This window comes from Burkholderia sp. 9779_493 (genome assembly GCF_015712215.1).
GTDB classification, from domain to species: domain Bacteria; phylum Pseudomonadota; class Gammaproteobacteria; order Burkholderiales; family Burkholderiaceae; genus Burkholderia; species Burkholderia cenocepacia.
The window spans coordinates 146,624-166,830 of sequence record NZ_JACCQA010000005.1; the positions used below are offsets into that span (position 1 = coordinate 146,624).

Here is a 20,207-nt window from a genome sequence, read left to right on the forward strand (position 1 = left end):
TGCGTCTCCTTCACGAAACGTGGGCGGTTGGGGCCGACACCGCGGCCGGCGTGGTGGAACGGGGCGACCAGTGCAGCGTGTCGCGCAGGGCGTCGACGAGTGCGCCGAGGCCGCGCAGGTCGGCCACCGAACCGAACACGATGAAATCGGGCCGCTTGATGTACGCGGCGATGCCGTGCGCCTGCAGGAACGCGTGCTGTTCGCCGTCGACGTCGATCACCGCATCCGGCGCGCAGACGTCATCGGCCAGCACGGCAACGTGGCAACCGAGTTGCGCGAGGAACGCGCGCTGCGCGTCGTCGAGATGGCGGGCGGGGTGCTCGCGCGTGACGAGCTGAAAACCCTGGCCGACCACGTCGTCGAAGCGGCCTTCGGCCGCGCCGCGGCGGACGCGCCCTTGCGGCGCCGGCGCGCCGGTCGTCGGCAGCAGCGTACCGTCGGCTTCGGCGTGCACGATGCCGTGCTCGAGCTTCGGGAACGGCGGCATCGGCGGCATGGCACCGGAGCGGAACGCCGCGTCGCGCTCGGCGACCTTGCGCGGATCGTCCTCGTTGACGATCTGCCCGAGGAACAGCGACATCTGCGTGATCGCGCTCACGTGCGGGCGGCGCTCGGCTTCGTAGGTGTCGAGCAGATCGGCATGCGCGCGCCCGGTCAGCACGAGATCCAGCTTCCATGCGAGGTTGATGCCGTCGCGCATGCCGGAGCACGCGCCTTGTCCCATGTACGGCATCATCGTGTGCGCGGCGTCGCCGGCGAGCAGCACGCGGCCGGCGCGCCAGCGTTCGGCCATGCGCGTTTCGAACGTGTAGACGACGTGGCGCAGCAGCGTCAGGTCGTCCGGTCCGTAACCGTAGTGATCGTCGAGCCACTTCCAGCCGGCCGCTTCGGTTTCCCAGTCGGCCGTCGATTCGTTCGGCAGCACGCGCAGCTCGAAACGCGTGCGCTTCGTGCCGATCGGCATGTGCATGTACGCGCGGGCCGGGTCGCAGTAGATCGTCGTGCGCGCGCAGCCATCGCCGAGATCGCGCTTGTTCTCCGAGTCGAGATTGAGCCAGCGCTCGTTGTAGCCGAAATCGGACCGCTCGATGCCGAGCGTGCGGCGCACGAAGCTGTTCGCGCCGTCCGCGCCGATCAGGTAGCGTGCGCGGATCGTGCGCGGCTGGCCGGTCCATTGCGCGTCCTGGCCGCCGCGCCACGGATGCGCGGTGAGCGTCACGCCGTCGTCGTCCTGTTGCAGCGTGTCGACTTCCCAGCCGCGCAGGATCGTCACGTTGCGGAACGTGCTCGCGCGTGCATCGATCGCATCCTCGATATCGGGCTGGTAGATCGAGATGTGCGCGGGATAGCCGCACGCGCGGCCGGTCCAGTTCAGTTCGAGCAGCAGGTCGCCGTTCGCGTCGCGGTAGTGGTAGGTGTCGACCGCCTTCGCGTTGCGCAGCGCGTGATCGACGTCGGCGCTGGCCTGCACGATCCGCGCGGTTTCGCCGTCGATGTGCGTGAGGCGCGGCAGGCCGTACGGCGTCGGCCAGCGTTCGAGGACGATCACGCGATGGCCGGCGCGGCCGAGCATCGATGCGGCGACGAGGCCGGTCGGGCCGTAGCCGACGATCGCGACGTCACAGGGTTCGACGGTGCGCTCGCCGTGCGCGCTCGATTCGGTATGCATGCGGGTTGTCTCCATGACGGTTTCGTTTGTTGGTTTGTCGTGTGTTCGCGCTCAGCGTAGCGTCGAGCCGGGCAGGTTGCCGTCGAACGCATCCTGCAGCAGCGCGCGCAGGCCGTCGCGTTCGATCGGGCGCGGGTTCCAGTACGGATTCGCGGCCGCGAGGTCGGCGGCGCGGTCGAGGTCGGCTTCCCGCATGCCGATCGCCTTCAATGAGATCGGCGCGCCGTTGTCGCGTGCCAGCGCGTAGAGGCCGCGCGCGGCGTCGTCCGTGCCGATCGCGCGGGCGATCCGCTGCATCGCGTCCGGCGCGTGCGCCGCGTTGTATGCGAGCGCATGCGGCAGCACGACCGTGTGGGTCGGTGCGTGCGGCAGATCGAAGCTGCCGCCGAGCGTATGGCAGAGCTTGTGGTGCAGCGCCATGCCGACGTTGCCGAGCACCATCCCGCACAGCCACGCGCCGTAGAGCGCCTGGCCGCGCGCGTCGAGATCGGCCGGGTCGCGGCGCACGCCGGGCAGGCCGCGCGCCAGCGCGCGAATGCCTTCCTCGGCCACGAGGCTCATGACCGGATTCGCGTTGTTCGCGTAGAGCCCTTCCGCCGCATGCGCGATCGCGTTGAGGCCGCTCGTCACCGACAGTTCGACCGGCAGCGTGACCGTGAGCGCGGGATCGTAGATCACCGTCTTCGGCAGCACGCGCGCGTCGTTGCCCGTACGCTTCATGCCGCCTTCGGTGAGACCGTAGATCGGCGTCATTTCGCTGCCGGCGTAGGTCGTCGGGATCGCGAGGATCGGCAGGCCGCTTTCGAGCGCGATGGCCTTGCCGAGGCCGATCGTCGAGCCGCCGCCGATCGCGACCGCGCAATCGGCGTCGCGGGAGCGGGCGAACGCCTGCGCATCGCGGGCGATCTCCATCGGCACGTGCATCGTCGCGCGGTCGTACAGCCCGGCGGCGCGCGCACCGAGCCGCTCGACGATGTGCTCGGCGAGGTCGCGCTGCTCCGGCGTGCACAGCACGATCGCGCGCTGCGCGCCGAGTGCCGGCACTTCGCGTTCGAGATGCGCGAGGCTGCCCGCGCCGAAGATCACGCGGGCGGCGCGCGCCTGGTAGAGGAAGTCCATGTGCTCGTTACTCCGTTGCGTAGTCGACCTGGTGGCGCGCGATGCGCAGCCCGGTCAGCGCGTTGCGCACGCGGGCGTGTTCGGGATGCGTCGCATAGCCGTCGAGCGCTTCGCGCGACTCGAATTCGGCGACGAGGATCAGGTCGCATGCGTAATCGGCCGCGCTGAAATCCGCGCCGATCTCGAGGTGCGTCATGCCCGGAATCCGGCCGCGCAAGCTTTCGAAGGCCGTCTTCACGGTGGTGCGCGCGACGCTGCGTTCGTGGTCGGTTGCGCCGGCAACCTTCCACATCACGACGTGCCGGATCATGCGGCACGCTCCGCGCGATTCAGCACGAAGTCGTAGTCGAGCGTGTAGAACGGCGTGTCCATGCGCGAGCCGTCGGGCGCGATGCCGGGCGCATGCCGGACCCAGTCGGCGACCAGCGTCGAACGCACGCCGAACACCGCATCGGAGTCGAGATAGCGGTCGCCGTCGCGGAACACGTGCGTGATCAGCGTTTCGTAGCCGCGCGCTTCGATCATGAAATGCAGGTGGGCGGGGCGCCACGGATGGCGGCCGAGCGCATCGAGCATCGCGCCGACGGGGCCGTCGTGCGGAATCGGATACGGCTCGGCGAGGATCGAGCGGAACGCATAGCGGCCGTCGGCGCCGCTGCGCAGCCGGCCGCGCGCGCGATGCGTGACCGACCCGTCGTCGCCAGGCAACTGCACGTCGTAGTGGCCGTCCTCGTCGGCTTGCCACACTTCCAGCGACGCATGCGCGACCGGCGTGCCGTCGATGCCGCGTACCTGGCCTGACACGAAGCACGGCTCGCCGCATGCGCCGTTCGCGATGTCGTCGAACATCCCGAATTCGGGGCTGCCGTCGACGTAGAACGGCCCGAACACGGTCGCCTCCGTGCAGCCGGCCGGCTTTGCATGGTTCTGCGCGGTCACGAGCGTCGACAGCCCGAGCACGTCGGACAGCAGGATGAACTCCTGGCGCTTGTCGTCGGTGATGCGGCCGACGGCCGTCAGGAAGCCGATCGCGGCCTGCCACTCGGCCTCGGTGAGCTTCGTTTCGCGGGCGAACGAATGCAGGTGCTGGACGAGGCTCGTCATCACCGTGCGCAGCCGCTCGTCGCGACAGCCGGAGAGCGACGCGATCACGGCCTGCGTGATGGTGTCTTCGTTGAGATTGCGCATTGGGGTTTGTCTCCTGATGTCGTTCGATGGCGCGTTGACGTAACATTAATTCCTCCCCGAATCGTAAAAAAGTGGGTTTGGAGGAGTTTTGTTCTCCGCCAGGTGGAAGAATCGAACGCATGGACAAGTGGACGCAGATCGAGTTTTTCGTACAGGTGGCGGAGCTCGGCAGCCTGTCGAAGGCCGCCGAGCGGCTCGGCATGTCGAGCGCGGCGGCGAGCCGCTGCCTGAACGCGCTGGAAGAGCGGCTGGGCGCCCGGCTCGTCGAGCGGACCACGCGCCGGCTGTGGCTGACCGACGCCGGGCACGAGTACCACCGGCGTTGTGTCGCGATCCTGAACGAGCTGTCGGAAGCGGACGCGGCCGTCAACGAAGCGAGCGTCATTCCGGCCGGTACGCTGCGCGTGACCGCGTCGGTGTCGTTCGCGTCGATCTACATCGCGCCCGCGCTGCCCGAATTTCACCGGCGCTACCCGAACCTGAACGTGCAGATCGTCGCGGCGAACCGTTACCCGGATTTCATCGAGGCCGGCATCGACGTGGCGATCCGCACGCGCGAACACGAAGCGGATTCGGGCATCACCGTGCGCAAGCTCGCCGAGACACGGCGCGTGCTGGCCGCGTCGCCCGGGTATCTGGCGAAACACGGCGCGCCGGCGACGCCCGACGCGCTGGGCGATCACCGGCTGCTCGTCTACAACCTCGCGAACGATCCGTACGTGCTGCATTTCCGCCATGGTGCGAAGAAGCAGTCGGTCACGATCAAGAGCGTGCTCGATGCGAACGAAGGGCAGGTGATCCGCGCGGCGGCGCTCGCCGGGCTCGGCATCCTGATCCAGCCGCTTTACATCATTCACGACGATATCGTCGCCGGGAAGCTGGTGCCCGTGCTGACCGACTGGCAACTGCCCGCGCTCACCGTCAATATCGCGTACCAGAGCCGCCGACACCAGCCGGCGAAGATCCGCGTCTTCACCGAGTTCCTGATCGAGCGTTTCGAACGACTCGGACTCGCGCGCAAATGGAAGGAAGTCGGCCGCTGAGTACCCGCGGGCGCCGCGCCGTCGCGCATTTCTCCGTGTGACGGAGAACTGTTCTCCCGATCGTCGTCTTTTTCGCCGCTGTCGTGCGTTTTACATTGCGTCTCCCCGGGCCGGCGGTGCCCGGCTCGCGATTACACGATAACAATCGGTCTGGAGACGACATGAAATACGCATTGCGACGGGTGCCGTTGGCACTCCTGATCGCCGGAGCCGTGCACGTTCCGGCGTCGGCTGCCGAGAGCGGGCAGATCAGCTATCCGTTTGGCGTCAACACGGTGCTGAACGGTCTGCTGCCGCCGCCCGGCCACACGCAGTACTTCAACTATTCGCTTTACTACACGGCGAACCGCTTTGCCGGACCGGACGGCGGCGGCGCGGTGCCGGGATTTCACCTGAGCGTGGTCGCCGAGACGCCGCGAGTCGTCCACACCTGGGGCGCGACGCTCGGGCCGTTCTCGCTGTCGAGCAGCGCGATCGTGCCGATCGTGCGCCTGCATCTGTCGACGCCCGGCGGCACCGGCAACCGCATGTCGCTGGGCGATGTGATCCTCGAGCCGTTCATGATCGACTACGCGAGTGCGTCGCAGACGTTCTTCGCCTTCTTCTCGCCGTCGTTCGCGGTGCCGACCGGCGCGTATGCGGTGAACCGGATCGCGAACCCGGGGCTGAACACCTATGCGTTCCTGCCGTATCTCAGCACGACGTGGTTTCCGGGCCGCGACTGGGAGATTTCGACGACCACGCTGCTGGAGCTGAATTCGCCGAACCACGCGACGCGCTATCACTCGGGCGCACTCGCCGTGCTCGACTACCTGATCGGCTATTCGCTCGACCGGCGCGTGCAGGTCGGCGTGCAGGGCACGTTCCTGAAGCAGTTCACGGACGATACGCAGGACGGCGTGAAGGTCGGCGCGGACGGCTTTCGCGGGCAAACGGTCGCGATCGGTCCGCAGTTGCGCGTCATGTGGGGGCCGGCGTCGGGCGTGGTCGTGAAGTACCAGCACGAGTTCGCGGTGCGCAACCGGCCGCAGGGCGACAAGCTGTGGGTGCAGTTCAGTTTCCCGCTGTAGACGCGCGGGGCGTGAACCCAGGCTGTCGAAACCCTGACGGATCAAGTTGATATATTGTATCATCTGACGTTTTCGTCGCCGGCCGGCCGGGTTGCCGGGCCGGCCGCGTGCGACGACACCAACGAAGATCGATACGACGTGACGAGAACCGGACATACCCCGGCGCGCGGGGAGCGGCGCCATGCCGCGCCGCGCCGGAACACGGGCGCCTGGCGCGCACGCGCGGCACGCAGTTGCACGACCTTGCTGGGCTGCGCGATGGCCACCACCGGCGCGCTGGCCGCCGAAGCCGCCGCCTCGGCGCAGGACGACCGGCACGCGCTGCCGGCGATCAACGTCACCGCATCGTCCGCGTCGGCCGACCCGCTGACGCAACCGCTCGAAACGGGCTCGCGGCTCGGGCTCGCGAGCCTCGACACGCCCGCGAGCGTCGAAACCGTCACGGCCGATACGATCGAGGCGCGCGGCGATCGCACGGTGCTCGACGCGGTCACGCGCACGGCCGGCTTTGCGAGTGCGATCGCGCCGGGCACCGGCGGCACCGCGCTGAGCGTGCGCGGCTTCAGCGGACAGGAGTCGGTGATGACGCTGCTCGACGGCGTGCGGCTGATGCCGGCGGCCGGCACGATCACGTTTCCGTTCGACACGTGGTCGGTCGCGCGCATCGAGGTGCTGCGCGGCCCGGCATCGGTGCTGTACGGCGAAGGGGCGATCGGCGGGGTCGTGAACGTGGTGCCGAAGCGGCCGCAGCGCACGCGCGAGACGACGCTGCAGGTCGGCGTCGGTCCGGACGGCGCGAAGCGCTTCGCGTTCGATACGACGGGCGCGCTCGGCCCGCGGCTGTCGTACCGCTTTTACGCGAGCGATGCGCGCGCGAACGGTCTCGCCGAGCGGGCCGATACGCATACGACGGCGATCGGCGGCGCGCTGACATTCGACGTGAGCCCGCGGCTTACGCTGACGCTCGACTACGACTACGGGCGCCAGATGCCGGCGACGTACTATGGCGTGCCCGCGCCGAACGGCGTGCTCGATCCGTCGCTGCGCAAGCTGAACTACACGGTCGGCGACGCGACGATTTCCTACTACGACCAATGGACGCGCCTGTCGGCCAGCTACCGGCCCACGGCCGGCGTGACGATCGACAACCAGCTTTACTATCTGACGTCCAACCGCCACTGGCGCAACGCCGAATCGTACGTGCTCGACCCGGCGACCGCGCGCGTCACGCGCGGCGACTATCTCGACATCGGTCACCACCAGCGGCAGATCGGCGACCGGCTCAGCGCACGCTTCGACGGGATGCTGTTCGGCCGGGCGAACCGTTTCGTCGTCGGCACGGAATTCAGCCAGACCACGTTCAGCGGTACCAACAATTCGCCGTACGGCGGCGAAACGACGGTACCCGTGCACGGCTTCGATCCCGGCGTCTTCACGAGCCCCGACCCGACCGTGCCGCAGTTCAGCACGCGCGCGCGGCAGGCCGCGGTATTCGCGGAGAACCGGCTCGAGGTGCTGCCGCGGCTCGCGTGGGTGAGCGGCCTGCGCTACGACCACATCGCGTTCAGCCGCGAGCAGGCGGCGACCGGCGCGGGCTTGGACAAGCGGTTCGCGAACATCGGCTGGCGCACCGGTTTCGTGTTCGACATCGCGCCGACGTTCAGCGCGTATGCGCAGTACACGACGGGCGCGGAGGGCGTCGGCTCGCTCGTGACGCTGTCCGCGTCGCAGATGAACGACCGGCTTGCGACCGGCGCACAGTGGGAAGCCGGGCTCAAGCAGACGCTGCTCGACGGTCGCGCGTACTGGACGGTCGCGGTGTACGACATCACGAAGCGCAACCTGCTCAGCACCGACCCGTTCAATCCGGCGCTGCGCCAGCAGGTCGGCCGGCAGTCGTCGCGCGGCGTCGAGCTGACCGGCGGCGCGCGGCTGCCGCACGGCTGGACGATCGATGCGAACGTCGCGCTGCTGCGTGCGCGCTACGACGCATTCAACCAGACGGTTGGCGGCGCGACGGTGTCGCGAGCCGGCAACGTGCCGTCCGGCGTGCCGCAGCAGACCGCGAACCTGTGGGTCGGCTGGGCGTTCGCCGAGCGCTGGCAAGCGAACGCGGGCGTGCGTTACGTCGGCGCGACCTACGGCGACGACGCGAATCGCGTGCAGGTGCCGTCGTATACGGTGTTCGATGCGTCGCTGCGCTGGCAGCCGACGTCGCGCACCGAACTCGCGCTGTATCTGCGCAATCTCGCGAACCGCACGTACGCGGTGACGACGTCGAACGGCGGCGAGCAATGGCTGCTCGGCCCGTCGCGCTCGGCGGAGCTCGTCGCGACGATGCGCTTCTGAAGCGGCACGACATGCGCTCCGTGACCCACATGCTCGACATCGAACGCGTGCGCTGGTCGCCCGGCGGCGCGCCCGACGTCCTCGATGCGGTGACGCTGACGGTCGCCGACGGCGAGTTCGTCGGGCTGGTCGGCCCGAACGGCAGCGGCAAGACGAGCCTGCTGCGCTGCGTGTTCCGCTACGCGCGGCCCGACGCCGGCCGCGTCGCGCTCGACACGCAGGACGTGTGGCGCATGCGGCCGCGTGCGGTCGCGCAGCGCATCGCGGTGCTGCAGCAGGAAACGCCGGACGATTTCGGGCTGACGGTCGACGAACTGGTCGGCATGGGCCGCACGCCGCACAAGCGGCCGTTCGATGCGGAGTCGGCCGACGATCGCCGGATCGTCGACGCCGCGCTGCACGATGTCGGTCTCGTCGAGCGTCGCGCGCAACGTTTCGCGTCGCTGTCGGGCGGCGAGAAGCAGCGCGCGCTGCTGGCCCGCGCGCTCGCGCAGCAGCCCGAACTGCTGTTGCTCGACGAACCGACCAACCATCTCGACCTGCGTCATCAGCTCGAACTGCTCGCGCGCGTGCGCCGCCTCGGCATCGCGACGCTCGCGACGATTCATGACCTCAATCTCGCGGCCGCGTACTGCGACCGGCTCCATGTGCTCGCGCATGGCCGCGTCGTCGCGTCCGGCGCGCCGGACGACGTGCTGACCGAAGCGCTGCTGCGCGACGTGTTCGGCGTCGCCGCGCTCGTCGATCGCCACCCCGTCACGGGCCGGCCGCGCATCACGCCGCTTCATCCGGAATGACCGCCATGCTTGCTGCCTTGTCCTCCATCTCCCGCCGGCTGGTTGCCGCTGCCGTGCTCGGCTGCGCGGCCGGTCATGCGGGGGCCTATCCCGTGACCGTGCGCAGTTGCGATCGCGACGTGACGTTCGAGCGTGCGCCGACGCGCGCGGTGAGCAACGACGTGAACCTGACCGAGATGATGCTCGTGCTCGGCCTGAAGGATCGACTCGTCGGCTATACGGGCATCGGCGGCTGGAAGACGGGCACCGCGCGCGTGCGTGACGCGTTGCGGGGCGTGCCCGAACTGGCGAGCCAGTATCCGTCGCTGGAAGTGCTGGCCGCCGCGCGCGCCGACTTCTATCTCGCGGGCTGGAACTACGGAATGCACGTCGGCGGGCCGGTCACGCCCGCGACGCTCGCGCCGTTCGGCATTCGCACGTACGAACTGACCGAATCGTGTTCGCACGTGATGAAGCAGTCGGCCGCGTCGTTCGACGACGTGTTCCGCGACCTGAACAATCTCGGCCGTATCTTCGGCGTCGATGCGCGCGCCGCGCAGGTCGTCGCCGGAATGCGCGCGCGGCTTGCGGCGGTGTCGCGCGCGATCGGGCGCCCGGCGCCGCTGCGCGTGTTCGTGTACGACAGCGGCACCGACAAGCCGATGACGGCAGGCGGGCTCGCGATGCCGACCGCGCTGCTCACGGCGGCGGGCGCGCGCAACGTGATGGACGACCTGCCGCGCAGCTGGACGCAGGTGAGTTGGGAAAGCGTGGTCGCGCGCGATCCGCAGGTGATCGTGATCGTCGACTATTCGGCGGTCACGGCCGCGCAGAAGCAGCAGTTCCTGTCGAGCCAGCCGGCGCTCGCGCGCGTGGCCGCGATTCGCGACCGGCGCTTCGTTGTGATTCCGTACGATGCGGCGACGCCGGGCCCCGAGAACGTCGCGGCCGTCGAGACGCTCGCCCGCGCGCTGTATCCGGCCGCATTCGCCGGCGCGGCACGATGAGCGTGCGCGGGCAGGTGGCGCGGCCCCGCATGCGCGTGGTGCTGCCGATGCTGGCCGTGCTGTTGGTCGTGTCGATCGTCGTGTCGGCCGCGTTCGGTCCGGCGCCGATTGCGATGCCGGATGCCGTACGAATCGTCGCCGCGCACGCCGCGTCGGCGTTCGGTGGTGCCGACGCGTTCGCGGCGGTATCGGGCGACGACAGCATCGTATGGCTGATCCGGATGCCGCGTGCGCTGCTGGCGGCGCTCGTCGGCGCGACGCTGGCGACGGTCGGCGTCGCGTTGCAGGCGGCGACCGCGAACCGCCTGGCCGATCCGCACCTGCTCGGCGTGAGCGCGGGCGCGATGCTCGGCGCGATCGCGGTCACGGTGGTGGCCGGCGCGGCGTTCGGCCCGTTCACGCTGTCGGTCGCCGCGTTCGCGGGTGCGCTCGCGGCGACCGGCTGCGTGGTCGCGCTCGCTTACCGCGGCGGCCGGCTCGAATCGGACCGGCTGCTGCTCGCGGGCGTGTCGGTGTCGTTCATGATGGCCGCGTTCGGCAATCTGCTGCTGTATCTCGGCGACCAGCGCGCCGCGTCGTCGGTGCTGTTCTGGATGCTCGGCGGCGTCGGGCTCGCGCGCTGGGATCTGCTGCCGGTGCCGGCCGTGTGCGCGGTGCTCGCCGGCGGCGCGCTCTATGCGCGTCGACGCGAACTGAATGCGCTGATGTCGGGCGATGTCGCCGCCGCGTCGCTCGGCGTGCCGAGCGCGCGGATGCGGCGCGAGGTGTTCGTCGTCGCGTCGTTCGCGACGGGCGCGATGGTCGCGGTGAGCGGCGCGATCGGCTTCGTCGGGCTCGTGACGCCGCATCTGTGCCGTCGCGTCGTCGGGGCCGAGCACGGCCGGCTGCTGTCGGTCGCCGCGCTGGCCGGCGCGATCCTGCTCGTGTGGGCCGATGTCGCCGCGCGCACGCTCGCGGCGCCGGAGGATCTGCCGATCGGCATCGTGACCGCACTGTTCGGCAGCCTGTTCTTCGTCGCGCTGTTGCGCCGGCGCTGAGCGAAGGGGCGGGCAGGCAGCGGCGGGTGGACACCCGCCGCCTGTTTCATCGCAGCGGGACGACCGTGCCCGTGCCGCTGCGGCGGCGCGCATCGACATGCGTGCTTTCCACGTGCTGCGCGACGTCGAAGAGACTGTCCGGCAGCGCACGCGCGGGGAGCGTGATCACGAAGCGCGCGCCGCCGAGCGGCGAATCCTCGAGCCGCACGTCGCCGCCGTGTACCTGCGCGACGCGCCGTACGATCGCGAGCCCGAGCCCGAAGCCGCCGGTCTGCCGGTCGCGGCTCGAGTCCAGCCGCTGGAACGGCTCGAACACGCGGGCGCGTTCGGCGGCCGGAATGCCGGGGCCGTCGTCGTCGACGCTCAGCACGAGGGCGCCGGACCGGTCGCGGGTGGCGGCCAGCAATACCTTGCGCGACGCATAGCGGGCGCCGTTGCGGATCAGGTTCAGCAGGGCGCGGGCGACGAGCTTCGGGTCGCAGACGTGGGTCGCGGGTGCGTCGAGCGTCGACACGTCGAGCGCGATGCCGCGATCGGCGATGTCGTCCGCGACGTTGCCGGCGACGCTGTCGATCAGCGCGTCGACGACGACTTCCATCGGCGCGAGTTCGCTCGCCCCCTGTTCGAGCCGGCCGATCGTCAGCAACTCGGTGACGAGCTCGTCGAGTTCGCGCACGTCGCGCCGCAGCGCGTCGCGACGCTCGCGCATCCGGCCCGTTTCGTCGGGATCGGCGAGCAGCGTGAGGCCGAATTCGAGCCGGGCGAGCGGCGTTTTCAGTTCATGCGAGATGCCGTGCATCATTTCACGCTGCTGCTTGATCGATGCCTCGATGCGCGCGGCCATGTCGTTGAACTGCTGCGACAGCTCGTAGATGTTCGATTTTCCCGACAGCTTCACGCGCGTCGACAGCGTACCGGCGCCGAATGCGCGCGCGGCGTCCTGCAGCCGGCGAATGTCGCGCCAGTGATAGTGAATCCACAGCACCACCGCGAACAGCGTCGCGAGCGCGAGCAGCATGTACGCATAGATGCGGATGTCGAGGTCCGGCGCCTCGATCGGGCGCGCATGCAGCACCGAGCCGTCCGCGAGCGGCATGTAGTAATCCTTGCCGTTGTAGCTGATCGCGATTTTGCCGGCATCGAGATCGCGCAGCGGCGCGCCGCTCAGCTGCGCACGCGCGCCGGCCATCGACATGAAGCCGAATCCTTCGCGGCCGTGCAGCGCCAATTCGCGCAAGGCGAGCTCGCGCTGCGCGCCCGGATGGCGTTCGAGGTAATCGTTCAGCACGAACGAGTAGGTCGTCAGCGAGTCGCGCTGCGCCTGCGCGCCGCGCTCGTAGAAGATCCGGTCGAACGACAACTGGATGAAGATGATCGACGCGCCGACGAACAGGATCACGACGAGGTACAACCGGAGCAACGGGCGCAGCATTTATTCGTCCCACGCAGAAGGGCTGAACAGGTAGCCGCGACCCCAGATCGTCTTGATCTTGTGCGGCTCCGACGACGCATCCTCGAAGCGGCGGCGCAGCTTCGAGATGCCGGAATCGACCGAGCGGTCGAGCCCGTCGAATTCGATCCCGCGCAACTGCTTCAGGATGTCGTCGCGGCTCAGCACGGTGCCGGCCGCGCGCGCGAGGATCAGCAGCAGGTTGAATTCGGCGGTCTTCAACTCGACCGGCTCGCCGCGCCACGTGACGGTGCGGTTCGGCGGCGAGATCGTGAGTTCACCGAATACCAGCGCGTCGGGCGCGACTGCGGGCGTGTCCGCCGCGGCCGGCTGCGCGCGACGCAACAGCGCGCGGGCACGGGCGACCAGCACGCGCGGCTCGATCGGCTTCGTCACGTAGTCGTCGGCGCCCGTCTCGAGCCCGGCGACCTGGTCGTACACGTCTGCACGCGCGGTCAGGATCAGCACGGGGACGTTGGTGAACGCGCGGATGCGGCGGCAGACTTCCATGCCGTCGAGATTCGGCAGCATCAGGTCGAGTATCACGAGGGCCGGCTGATGCTCGCGCACCGCCGCGACGGCGAGGTCGCCGCGCCGCACGACCGTCACCGCGAATTCATAGCCGTCGAGGTATTCGCGGACGAGCTGCGCGAGGCGATCGTCGTCCTCGATCAGCAGCACACGGTATTTGAGCGGAACTTCGTTCATGGTCTCCTCAGGATGCACGCGCCAGCTCACACGCAGGCCGATGCGCGGCGCGGCACGCGAATTCTATCCGGCGGACCGGCGGCCGGGGCAGCGGGGCGACAATCTCGAACAATCGAACACAATTGAGCACAGATTCGCCGCACATTCAGGACAGTCTCGGCGCGGGGCGGCACCTAGACTGCGGGCTTCGTCACTCTTATCTCAATATTGTGCGCCCATTACTTCGCCGCTACCGCTATTGCATGCCGCTCGCCGGCCTGACCCTCGCCGCCGCCGCTCACGCGGAAAACCAGTATTCGTTGTCGCTCGGCGGCGGGTTCGCACCGCGCTACCCGGGCAGCAACCAGTATCGCGGCGTCGTTGCGCCGTCGTTTTCCGCCACGTTCGGCAACGGCTTCTTCATCGACAGCACGGAGGGCGCCGGTTATCGGCTGAACCTGCCGCACGGGGCGTTCGTGTCGGCGGCGGTGAGCTACGACGCGGGCCGCGCGGACGAGAACCGCTTCGACCTGCCGGGCTCCGACTACCTGAAGGGGATGGGCCGGATTCCGGGCTCGGTGCTCGTCGGCGTGCGTGCCGGGGTGACGCTTTTCGATGCGGCGGAGCTGAGCGTCACGATCGATACGCCCGTCACGCACACGTCGCGCGGTGTGTCGGGGCACGTGGATCTCGCGGTGCCGGTGCTCAAGACGTCGCAGCACGAGATCGTCGTGACGGGCACCGTGCACGCGGGCTCGGGACGCTACATGCAGACTTTCTACGGCGTGACCGACGCACAGTCGATGACGAGCCGGTTCCGGCCGTATTCGGTGAGCGGCGGAATCGACAGCGCCGCGATGGCGGTCGCGTGGACCTGGTCGCTGTCGCGGCACTGGTCGGTGCTCGCGACCGGCGGCGTGACGCGGCTGCTCGGTCGCGCGGGCGACAGCCCGATCGTCCAGTCGCGCAATAACTATTACGGCATCGCGGGCGTGACGTACAAGTTCTGAGCGGATGGCCCGGTGTGCGCAGCGCGCACACGAACCCTCGGCGTCGCGCCGTCGCCGCGAACCGCGTGCGGTAACATGCGGGCGGGTTCGGCGTCAGGCCGGGCCTGCGACGCAGGTGCGCCGAGCCGGCTCGGCCGGGTCGCGAAAGGCCGCCATTCGCCGGCCGGCTTCGTCAGGAAACGGCCGGCGGCGTGCGGAACCGATCACGCATGCGACGCCCGGTCGTGCACGAATGCCGCACAGGGACCGCCGGGCCGCGACAGGGAGAAACCGATGAAGAACACGATCGCGATGCTCGTTGCACTCGTTGCGAGCGCAACCTTTGCAGGATGTGCGGACATGGACACGAAACACCCCAACGCCACCGCCGGCGGCGCGGCCAGGGCCCCTTTGCAGCCGGGCGCCGCGCAGGTATGCAAGGCGGATGCCGCGCCCGACGATGCGCTGGTCGGCAAGACCGAAGCCGATGCGACCGCGCTGCTCGACGGCTGCCTGTGGCGCGTGCTCGAGCGCGACGGCAAGTCGTTGCCGGGTACGATGGATTACCGGGAGGAGCGTCGCAATCTCGGCATTCGCGACGGGAAAGTGATCTGGGTGCGGCGAGGGTGACGGATTCAGCCGCCGACGAAAATCGGTTGCGGCCGATGTCGCTTTTGCGAGTGCGGCTATCGCCGGCATGCACGTCGCGCGCGGCCGATCGGTCGGCCGCACGCGTCGCGATTCATCGCCGCGGGTAGCGGCATAGGTGTCCGCGGCGGTCAGGCGCCTCGATACCGTCGTCGACCGGGGCTCGCACGACGCGTGACGCGCCGCGCTGACCGGCGCGTCATGTCACGCCGCGACCGTTCCGGATTGCGGCACCGATGCCGTGGTGTCGACCGTCATCGCCGGCGTGACGAGCATCACGCCACGTGCGAGCGGGTCGCTGACCGATGCCGCCAATACCGCTTGCCCTTCCTCTGTCGCGTGATCGGCGGCGACGGCCAGTGCAGCGAGCGCGAGCGCCGCGCCGCCCGCCCCGTTGGCGAGCCCGAGGTGGCGGCTGCGCTCGGCGGCATCATCGCCCCAGATCTGCTCGCTGACCGTCACGACTTCGGTGCGGCGACTGCTGCGTTGATCGGCGTCGGTGACGAATCCGGGTGCCGACAGATCGGGACGTAACGTCGACAAGCGCGTACGCGTCGCCGCCAGCAACTGTTCGAGTGTCGTCGCTTCGGCCTTGCCGTGATCGGCGGAAACCGCGCGGCGCGCGGCCGCGAGCCGGTGGATCGACGGGACGGACATCGCATGCGGTGTGTCGGGATGGCCGAGCAGCAATGCACATGCGCCTTCACCGGGCATCATGCCGTTCGGCCGATCGCGACCGTAGAGCCGGCCTGCGCGATCCAGCGCGTCGACTGCGTCCTGACTGGCGGTGGAATCGAACGCGAGGACGACGTGCAGTTCGCCGGACGGTTGCAGGTGCAACGCCTGGATCAGTTCGTCGACGACCGCCCATGCTTGTACGGGATCGGCGACCGTGCGCAATTGCGCACGGACGATGCCCGGTGCGACGGCTTCCCGCGCCGCGTGCGCATCGAGCCATGCGGCGAGCGTGGCGGCGACCGGTCGCCAGCGCTCCGGCATCAGCAGATGGAGCCTGAGCGGCGGCGCGTCGGCGGCCGCGCCGGACAACACGGCATGACGCTCGCGCAATTCGTCGAGTGCATCGGCGGCCAGCAGCAGCCCGCGCCAATGCTCGTCCTGCAGCGTTTCCCGCGCGTCGGTTGCAAGCAGGCTGGTATCGAGCCGGTCGAGCGACACCGAGTCGACCGTGCTCGCGAATACGCCGGTTCCGTCCAGGCGTTGCAGTTCGGGATGAAGCGCGACGGAACGCTCTTCCCGGGCCGCCGCATCGATGTCTGCCGTCGTCGCCCCCGTCGGCAGCCTCACGCTGCTGTCGAGCAGCAGGGCCGACCACGTGTGCGACGTCGGATCTTGCGTGGCAGCGGCGTCCGTCGATGCGGACGAACTCGGCGGTGCGACGGCCGCGAGCGCCGGATGCGGGCCGAGCGCCCGGCGCAGCCATGCCGCGCAGACGGCGAGGGCCGCCGGCAGCACGAGCCCGCACAGCAGCAACTCCCTGGCGGTGGGGGCATGCCGGGTCGTTTTCCACCAGACGAACACGGCGATCCACACCGCGACGAACAGCGCGGCGACGAATGCCGTCTTGCGCAATCGCGTGATCATTTCCGTCGATTCCCCCACGACTTGCGGCGTCGTGTATCAGTTGCCGTCGCTGCCCGCCGTCCGGCTCGCGACCAGTACGGCGCCGCAGGCCGTCTTGTAGCCGTCGCGCGCGACGCCTTCGCCCTGCACGATCATTGTGTCGTCGCCGTCGACGATGTAATTCGGGCCATGGATCGGACACGTCACCGTGTCGTTGCGGCGCGCGATGCCGCGGCCGTCGACCGACGACAGCGTGGACGCGCTTGTCACGGTGCCGCCATGGCTGTGCTTGTCCCCGAGGACGATGAAGGGTTGGGTCATCCGGATAGGCCTCCTGGCTGGAATCATCGACGATGCAGCGCGGCTTCGCCGGCCGGTGCGGGAGGGCGCGCGCGTCATCGGCAACGTTTTTCGAATCGATTTCGGCTGAATCGGGTATTTATTACCTTTCGGCAATAATTGCCTGTTTCAATTGAGCCGTAATGTAGCTTTCGAGCCGAAGGCCGTCATTATCGTGCGTGATGGCCGCACGTCAAGGCCGGCATTTTTAAATCCGGGTCTGTTTGCTTATGGCGAAGCCCCGCGACGTAATCTAAAATAGTAAGCTTCAATAGGGGTCGCATCATCTGATCCGATTGGCGTGCGTACAGCCAGACAGCGGGCGGTGTTGCGGGGGAGCCCGCGCATTTCCCGCCGGATCGGCATGTCGATCGCGCGATGCCGGCAATCGTGCATCATCCCGTGTTCGTCGCAGCAATATCTATTTAAAAACGTCAAATCCTGAGAGAGCGGGATCGCATGAGCGTCATCACGGAATTTGCGTCTCTTTTTGGCGCATTCAATCGCCTGTATTCGCTGGACGGATCGGGCGCGCTTGCGGCATTTCAAATCGAGCGCTGGACCGGCCGCGAATCGCTCTCCGATCTCTTTGAATGGAGCGTCGATGCGCTGTCGACGGATCCTGCACTGGATCTCGACGCGATGCTCGGGCAGCGTGTCGCGATTCGCACCACGCTCGCGAACGGCACGACGACGCTGCGCAGCGGCCTCGTCGCCGAGGCCGAGTGCAGGGGCTACGACGCAGGCCTCGCTCGCTACCATCTCCGGATGGTGCCGTGGCTCGCCGCACTCGCGCATGCGCGCGACGAGCGAACCTTTGTGAACCAGACGCTTGCCGACGTGCTCGACACGGTGTTCGCGCCGTACGCCGGGATCGCGCGGTGGCGCCTCACGCCGGATGCTGGCCGGCGGCTCGATGCGCTGGGCCCTACTGCGTATCGCGTGCAGTACCGAACCCATACGCACTACGAATTCGTGCAGCATCTGCTGGCCGAGGCTGGCCTCGGGTTCTGCTTCGTCGAAGACGAGGACGCGCCTGCCGGGCATACGATGCTGGTCTTCGACGACAGCGCGCAACTGGCCGAGGACGATACGTCCGCGCGACGCGGCGGGGTGCCGCGCCGCTCGAGCGGGACGGCGACCGGCGCCGACGACGTGATCCTCGGGATCGGGCAGTCGCTGTCGCTGACGGCCGATCGCATCACACTCATCAGCAGCGATTATCGCGTGAACCGGGCGACTACCGCGAGTACGACGCTCGGCCGGCCGGCGGGCGCGCGCGAACTCTACGACGACGTCGGGCCGGAGGCGTTCGACAGCTTGCGCGAAGCGGAAGATACGGTACGGCGCCAGGCCGATGCGATCGTGTCGCGCGCCAGTTTCTGGACCGGCTACGGCACGCTGCGCACGGCGCGCGCAGGACGCGCGCTGAAACTCGTCGATGCCGGCTGGCAGCCCGTGCGCGGCGCCGCGGCGCCCGAGGATTTTCTGCTGACGCGCGTCGAGCACGTCGGGATCAACAATCTGCCGGCGACCGTCATGGAGGCCATCGAACGGCAACTCGGGCCGTTGCCGGCGGCGGCGCTCGATCCGCGCGTGGTCCGGCAAGCGAAGATCGGCGGTTATGCAAACCGGTTCGATGCGGTGCCGCGAACGCAGGTCTGGCGGCCCACGCTGGCCGACGGAACCGGGCAGCGACTCAATCCGGTTCCGACGGCGCTGGGTGCGCAGACGGCGATCGTCGTCGGGCCGGCAGGCGACGCGCGGCCCGGTTCGACGGGGCCCGTGCACGCCGATGCGCAGGGGCGGTTGCGCGTTCGTTTCCACTGGCAGGCGCAAGACGATGCGGGTACGTATCCGACGCGCGCCATACAACGGCTCGCGAGCGACGGGCACGGCCTTCAGCAGCTGCCGCGCATCGGTCATGAAGTCCTCGTGCAGTTTCACCATGGGCTGATCCACCGGCCGATCGTGCTCGGCGGCCTGTTCAATGGCCGCGGCGAAGGCGGCGAGTCGCCGTCGCCGGGCGGGGCGGCCGGCAAGCCGCTCGACGCGTCGATCTACACGCAGGCGGGCGATCATGCGCCGAGTGCGCAGGGCAATCTGGCAAGCGGGCTGAGCCCCGCGTGGCATGGCGCCGGCGGCGGCACCGATCGTCACAATCACGCCGGCGCGCTGTCGGGCTTCAAGAGCCAGGGTTTCGACGGGCATGGCCACAACCAGCTCGTCGCCGATGATTCGGACGGCATGGGACGCCTGCAGATGGCGACTACGCACGCGGCCACGCAACTGAACCTCGGTCATCTGCGCCATCAGGCGGACAACTATCTCGGCAGTTTTCGTGGCCAGGGCGTCGAATTGCGCTCGGATGCGTACGGTGCAATGCGTGCGACGCGCGGCCTGCTGGTGTCGAGCTACGCGCCTGCCGGCGCCGCCCAGCCGGCGGGCGATGCGTCCGCGCTGCAGGCGCTGCTCGCGCGGCACACCGCATTGGTTCGGCGATTCGACCAGACGGCCGATACGCATGGGACGCTGCCGTTCGCCGCACAGCGCGGCGTGGAGCAGGCGGGCCAGTCGTCGTTGAACGGCAGCGCCGCGCCGCTGGATGCGCTTGCGCAGAGCTTCGCGACGACGGTCGGCGCGAACGGCTACACGCAGGCGTCGGCCGACGCCGCCCAGCGGTCGACCGGCAACGCACTGCCGCACACGGGCGACGCCGTGCTCGGCATCGAGGCACGGGGCGGGCACGGGCTGGTTGCCGGCCAGGCCCTGCAATGGGCGGCCGGCGAAACGCTGTCGCTCGGCAGCGGTGGCGACTTCAATCTCGCCGCTGCGCAGCAGCTGCGCATTCACAGCGGGCAAGGCATCGGCTGGCTGGCCGGCGCGAGCCATGCGGAGCGTGTCGGCATCGGCATGATCGCCGGCAAGGACGGACTGACGCTGCAGGCGCAGCGCGATGTGCTGGGCCTGCACGCGCGCGACGATCTGACGCTCGCGTCCGCGAGCGCGGACGTCGAGATCGCCGCGAAGAAGACCGTGCATCTCGCGGTGAGCGGAGGGGCGCACGTGACGATCGAAGGTGGCGACGTCACGTTCGGTTGCCCGGGAAAATTCGTCGTGTATGCCGCGCAGCATGCATTCGTGGGGCCCGCTCAACTGAATACGCCGTTGCCGCAGTTTCCCGAAAAGGTCTGTGTCGAATGCCTGCTGCACGCGATGCAGTCGGGCAGCGCACTCGCGGGCAAGGCGATCTGA

Annotated in this window: 17 protein-coding genes; 9 read left to right on the forward strand and 8 right to left on the reverse strand. The window is 69.0% G+C overall.

What is annotated here, in order from left to right:
- Positions 1 to 10: 10 nt before the first annotated feature.
- The 4 genes from mhpA to H0X95_RS06850 are packed head-to-tail and all read right to left on the reverse strand — an operon-like array spanning position 11 to position 3,976.
- Positions 11 to 1,684: a bifunctional 3-(3-hydroxy-phenyl)propionate/3-hydroxycinnamic acid hydroxylase MhpA gene (gene mhpA / locus H0X95_RS06835; protein ID WP_230878160.1), complete on the reverse strand. Its 1,674-nt coding sequence runs from the start codon at positions 1,682 to 1,684 to the stop codon at positions 11 to 13.
- 36 nt (positions 1,685 to 1,720) lie between these two features.
- A complete protein-coding gene (locus H0X95_RS06840; RefSeq protein ID WP_062884613.1) occupies positions 1,721 to 2,788 on the reverse strand; it encodes a maleylacetate reductase in 1,068 nt (355 codons plus the stop codon).
- 7 nt (positions 2,789 to 2,795) lie between these two features.
- The gene (locus H0X95_RS06845; protein WP_034200735.1) at positions 2,796 to 3,098 is read right to left on the reverse strand and encodes a Dabb family protein; all 303 of its coding nucleotides are present in this window, start codon (positions 3,096 to 3,098) and stop codon (positions 2,796 to 2,798) included.
- Positions 3,095 to 3,976 carry an intradiol ring-cleavage dioxygenase gene (locus H0X95_RS06850; protein ID WP_006490560.1) on the reverse strand — a complete coding sequence of 294 codons (882 nt, stop codon included), beginning with the start codon at positions 3,974 to 3,976 and terminating at the stop codon, positions 3,095 to 3,097. The genes H0X95_RS06845 and H0X95_RS06850 overlap by 4 nt, the downstream gene beginning before the upstream one ends.
- 119 nt (positions 3,977 to 4,095) lie before the next feature.
- Here H0X95_RS06850 and H0X95_RS06855 point away from each other — a divergent pair, with 119 nt between their 5' ends.
- The 6 genes from H0X95_RS06855 to H0X95_RS06880 all read left to right on the forward strand — a co-directional run bounded on the left by H0X95_RS06855 (position 4,096) and on the right by H0X95_RS06880 (position 11,258).
- Positions 4,096 to 5,019 carry a LysR family transcriptional regulator gene (locus H0X95_RS06855; RefSeq protein WP_006490514.1) on the forward strand — a complete coding sequence of 308 codons (924 nt, stop codon included), beginning with the start codon at positions 4,096 to 4,098 and terminating at the stop codon, positions 5,017 to 5,019.
- A 161-nt stretch (positions 5,020 to 5,180) separates the two neighbouring features.
- A complete protein-coding gene (locus H0X95_RS06860) occupies positions 5,181 to 6,089 on the forward strand; it encodes a SphA family protein (protein ID WP_006497575.1) in 909 nt (302 codons plus the stop codon).
- A gap of 258 nt (positions 6,090 to 6,347) precedes the next feature.
- Positions 6,348 to 8,438, forward strand: a complete 2,091-nt coding sequence (locus H0X95_RS06865; RefSeq protein ID WP_196446010.1) for a TonB-dependent receptor — start codon at positions 6,348 to 6,350, stop codon at positions 8,436 to 8,438.
- An 11-nt stretch (positions 8,439 to 8,449) separates the two neighbouring features.
- Entirely contained in the window at positions 8,450 to 9,235 is a 786-nt protein-coding gene (locus H0X95_RS06870) for an ABC transporter ATP-binding protein (RefSeq protein ID WP_043205766.1), read from the forward strand.
- Between the two features lie 5 nt (positions 9,236 to 9,240).
- The gene (locus tag H0X95_RS06875; RefSeq protein ID WP_006497573.1) at positions 9,241 to 10,221 is read left to right on the forward strand and encodes an ABC transporter substrate-binding protein; all 981 of its coding nucleotides are present in this window, start codon (positions 9,241 to 9,243) and stop codon (positions 10,219 to 10,221) included.
- A complete protein-coding gene (locus H0X95_RS06880) occupies positions 10,218 to 11,258 on the forward strand; it encodes a FecCD family ABC transporter permease (protein WP_196445978.1) in 1,041 nt (346 codons plus the stop codon). Before H0X95_RS06875 ends, H0X95_RS06880 begins: the two co-directional genes overlap by 4 nt.
- Positions 11,259 to 11,304: 46 nt before the next feature.
- On the opposite strand, the gene H0X95_RS06885 is transcribed toward H0X95_RS06880, so the two are convergent.
- Both H0X95_RS06885 and H0X95_RS06890 read right to left on the reverse strand, forming a co-directional pair.
- Positions 11,305 to 12,690 carry an ATP-binding protein gene (locus tag H0X95_RS06885; RefSeq protein WP_196445979.1) on the reverse strand — a complete coding sequence of 462 codons (1,386 nt, stop codon included), beginning with the start codon at positions 12,688 to 12,690 and terminating at the stop codon, positions 11,305 to 11,307.
- A complete protein-coding gene (locus H0X95_RS06890) occupies positions 12,691 to 13,416 on the reverse strand; it encodes a response regulator (RefSeq protein ID WP_006490542.1) in 726 nt (241 codons plus the stop codon).
- A gap of 242 nt (positions 13,417 to 13,658) precedes the next feature.
- Between H0X95_RS06890 and H0X95_RS06895 the strand changes: the two genes are divergently transcribed.
- Together H0X95_RS06895 and H0X95_RS06900 are read left to right on the forward strand one after the other, a co-directional pair.
- Positions 13,659 to 14,405 (forward strand): MipA/OmpV family protein, encoded by a 747-nt coding sequence (locus H0X95_RS06895; protein WP_069351984.1) that lies wholly within the window; start codon positions 13,659 to 13,661, stop codon positions 14,403 to 14,405.
- 273 nt (positions 14,406 to 14,678) lie between these two features.
- Positions 14,679 to 15,014 (forward strand): hypothetical protein, encoded by a 336-nt coding sequence (locus H0X95_RS06900; protein WP_012492516.1) that lies wholly within the window; start codon positions 14,679 to 14,681, stop codon positions 15,012 to 15,014.
- A gap of 222 nt (positions 15,015 to 15,236) precedes the next feature.
- Here the strand turns inward: H0X95_RS06900 and H0X95_RS06905 are convergent, their stop codons facing one another.
- Together H0X95_RS06905 and H0X95_RS06910 are read right to left on the reverse strand one after the other, a co-directional pair.
- Positions 15,237 to 16,634 (reverse strand): hypothetical protein, encoded by a 1,398-nt coding sequence (locus H0X95_RS06905; protein ID WP_196445980.1) that lies wholly within the window; start codon positions 16,632 to 16,634, stop codon positions 15,237 to 15,239.
- 36 nt (positions 16,635 to 16,670) lie between these two features.
- Entirely contained in the window at positions 16,671 to 16,934 is a 264-nt protein-coding gene (locus H0X95_RS06910; RefSeq protein WP_006497567.1) for a PAAR domain-containing protein, read from the reverse strand.
- Between the two features lie 477 nt (positions 16,935 to 17,411).
- Between H0X95_RS06910 and H0X95_RS06915 the strand changes: the two genes are divergently transcribed.
- A complete protein-coding gene (locus H0X95_RS06915; RefSeq protein ID WP_080331228.1) occupies positions 17,412 to 20,207 on the forward strand; it encodes a type VI secretion system Vgr family protein in 2,796 nt (931 codons plus the stop codon).

What these genes read in the sequence shown, in the direction of transcription:
- H0X95_RS06875 (WP_006497573.1), top strand. Translation starts at nt 9,241, where the DNA reads ATGCTTGCTGCCTTGTCCTCCATCTCCCGCCGGCTGGTTGCCGCTGCC.
- H0X95_RS06840 (WP_062884613.1), bottom strand. Translation starts at nt 2,788, where the DNA reads ATGGACTTCCTCTACCAGGCGCGCGCCGCCCGCGTGATCTTCGGCGCG.
- H0X95_RS06910 (WP_006497567.1), bottom strand. Translation starts at nt 16,934, where the DNA reads ATGACCCAACCCTTCATCGTCCTCGGGGACAAGCACAGCCATGGCGGC.
- H0X95_RS06900 (WP_012492516.1), top strand. Translation starts at nt 14,679, where the DNA reads ATGAAGAACACGATCGCGATGCTCGTTGCACTCGTTGCGAGCGCAACC.
- H0X95_RS06865 (WP_196446010.1), top strand. Translation starts at nt 6,348, where the DNA reads ATGGCCACCACCGGCGCGCTGGCCGCCGAAGCCGCCGCCTCGGCGCAG.
- H0X95_RS06890 (WP_006490542.1), bottom strand. Translation starts at nt 13,416, where the DNA reads ATGAACGAAGTTCCGCTCAAATACCGTGTGCTGCTGATCGAGGACGAC.
- mhpA (WP_230878160.1), bottom strand. Translation starts at nt 1,684, where the DNA reads ATGGAGACAACCCGCATGCATACCGAATCGAGCGCGCACGGCGAGCGC.
- H0X95_RS06855 (WP_006490514.1), top strand. Translation starts at nt 4,096, where the DNA reads ATGGACAAGTGGACGCAGATCGAGTTTTTCGTACAGGTGGCGGAGCTC.
- H0X95_RS06845 (WP_034200735.1), bottom strand. Translation starts at nt 3,098, where the DNA reads ATGATCCGGCACGTCGTGATGTGGAAGGTTGCCGGCGCAACCGACCAC.
- H0X95_RS06895 (WP_069351984.1), top strand. Translation starts at nt 13,659, where the DNA reads ATGCCGCTCGCCGGCCTGACCCTCGCCGCCGCCGCTCACGCGGAAAAC.
- H0X95_RS06915 (WP_080331228.1), top strand. Translation starts at nt 17,412, where the DNA reads ATGAGCGTCATCACGGAATTTGCGTCTCTTTTTGGCGCATTCAATCGC.
- H0X95_RS06870 (WP_043205766.1), top strand. Translation starts at nt 8,450, where the DNA reads ATGCGCTCCGTGACCCACATGCTCGACATCGAACGCGTGCGCTGGTCG.
- H0X95_RS06885 (WP_196445979.1), bottom strand. Translation starts at nt 12,690, where the DNA reads ATGCTGCGCCCGTTGCTCCGGTTGTACCTCGTCGTGATCCTGTTCGTC.
- H0X95_RS06880 (WP_196445978.1), top strand. Translation starts at nt 10,218, where the DNA reads ATGAGCGTGCGCGGGCAGGTGGCGCGGCCCCGCATGCGCGTGGTGCTG.
- H0X95_RS06860 (WP_006497575.1), top strand. Translation starts at nt 5,181, where the DNA reads ATGAAATACGCATTGCGACGGGTGCCGTTGGCACTCCTGATCGCCGGA.
- H0X95_RS06850 (WP_006490560.1), bottom strand. Translation starts at nt 3,976, where the DNA reads ATGCGCAATCTCAACGAAGACACCATCACGCAGGCCGTGATCGCGTCG.
- H0X95_RS06905 (WP_196445980.1), bottom strand. Translation starts at nt 16,634, where the DNA reads ATGATCACGCGATTGCGCAAGACGGCATTCGTCGCCGCGCTGTTCGTC.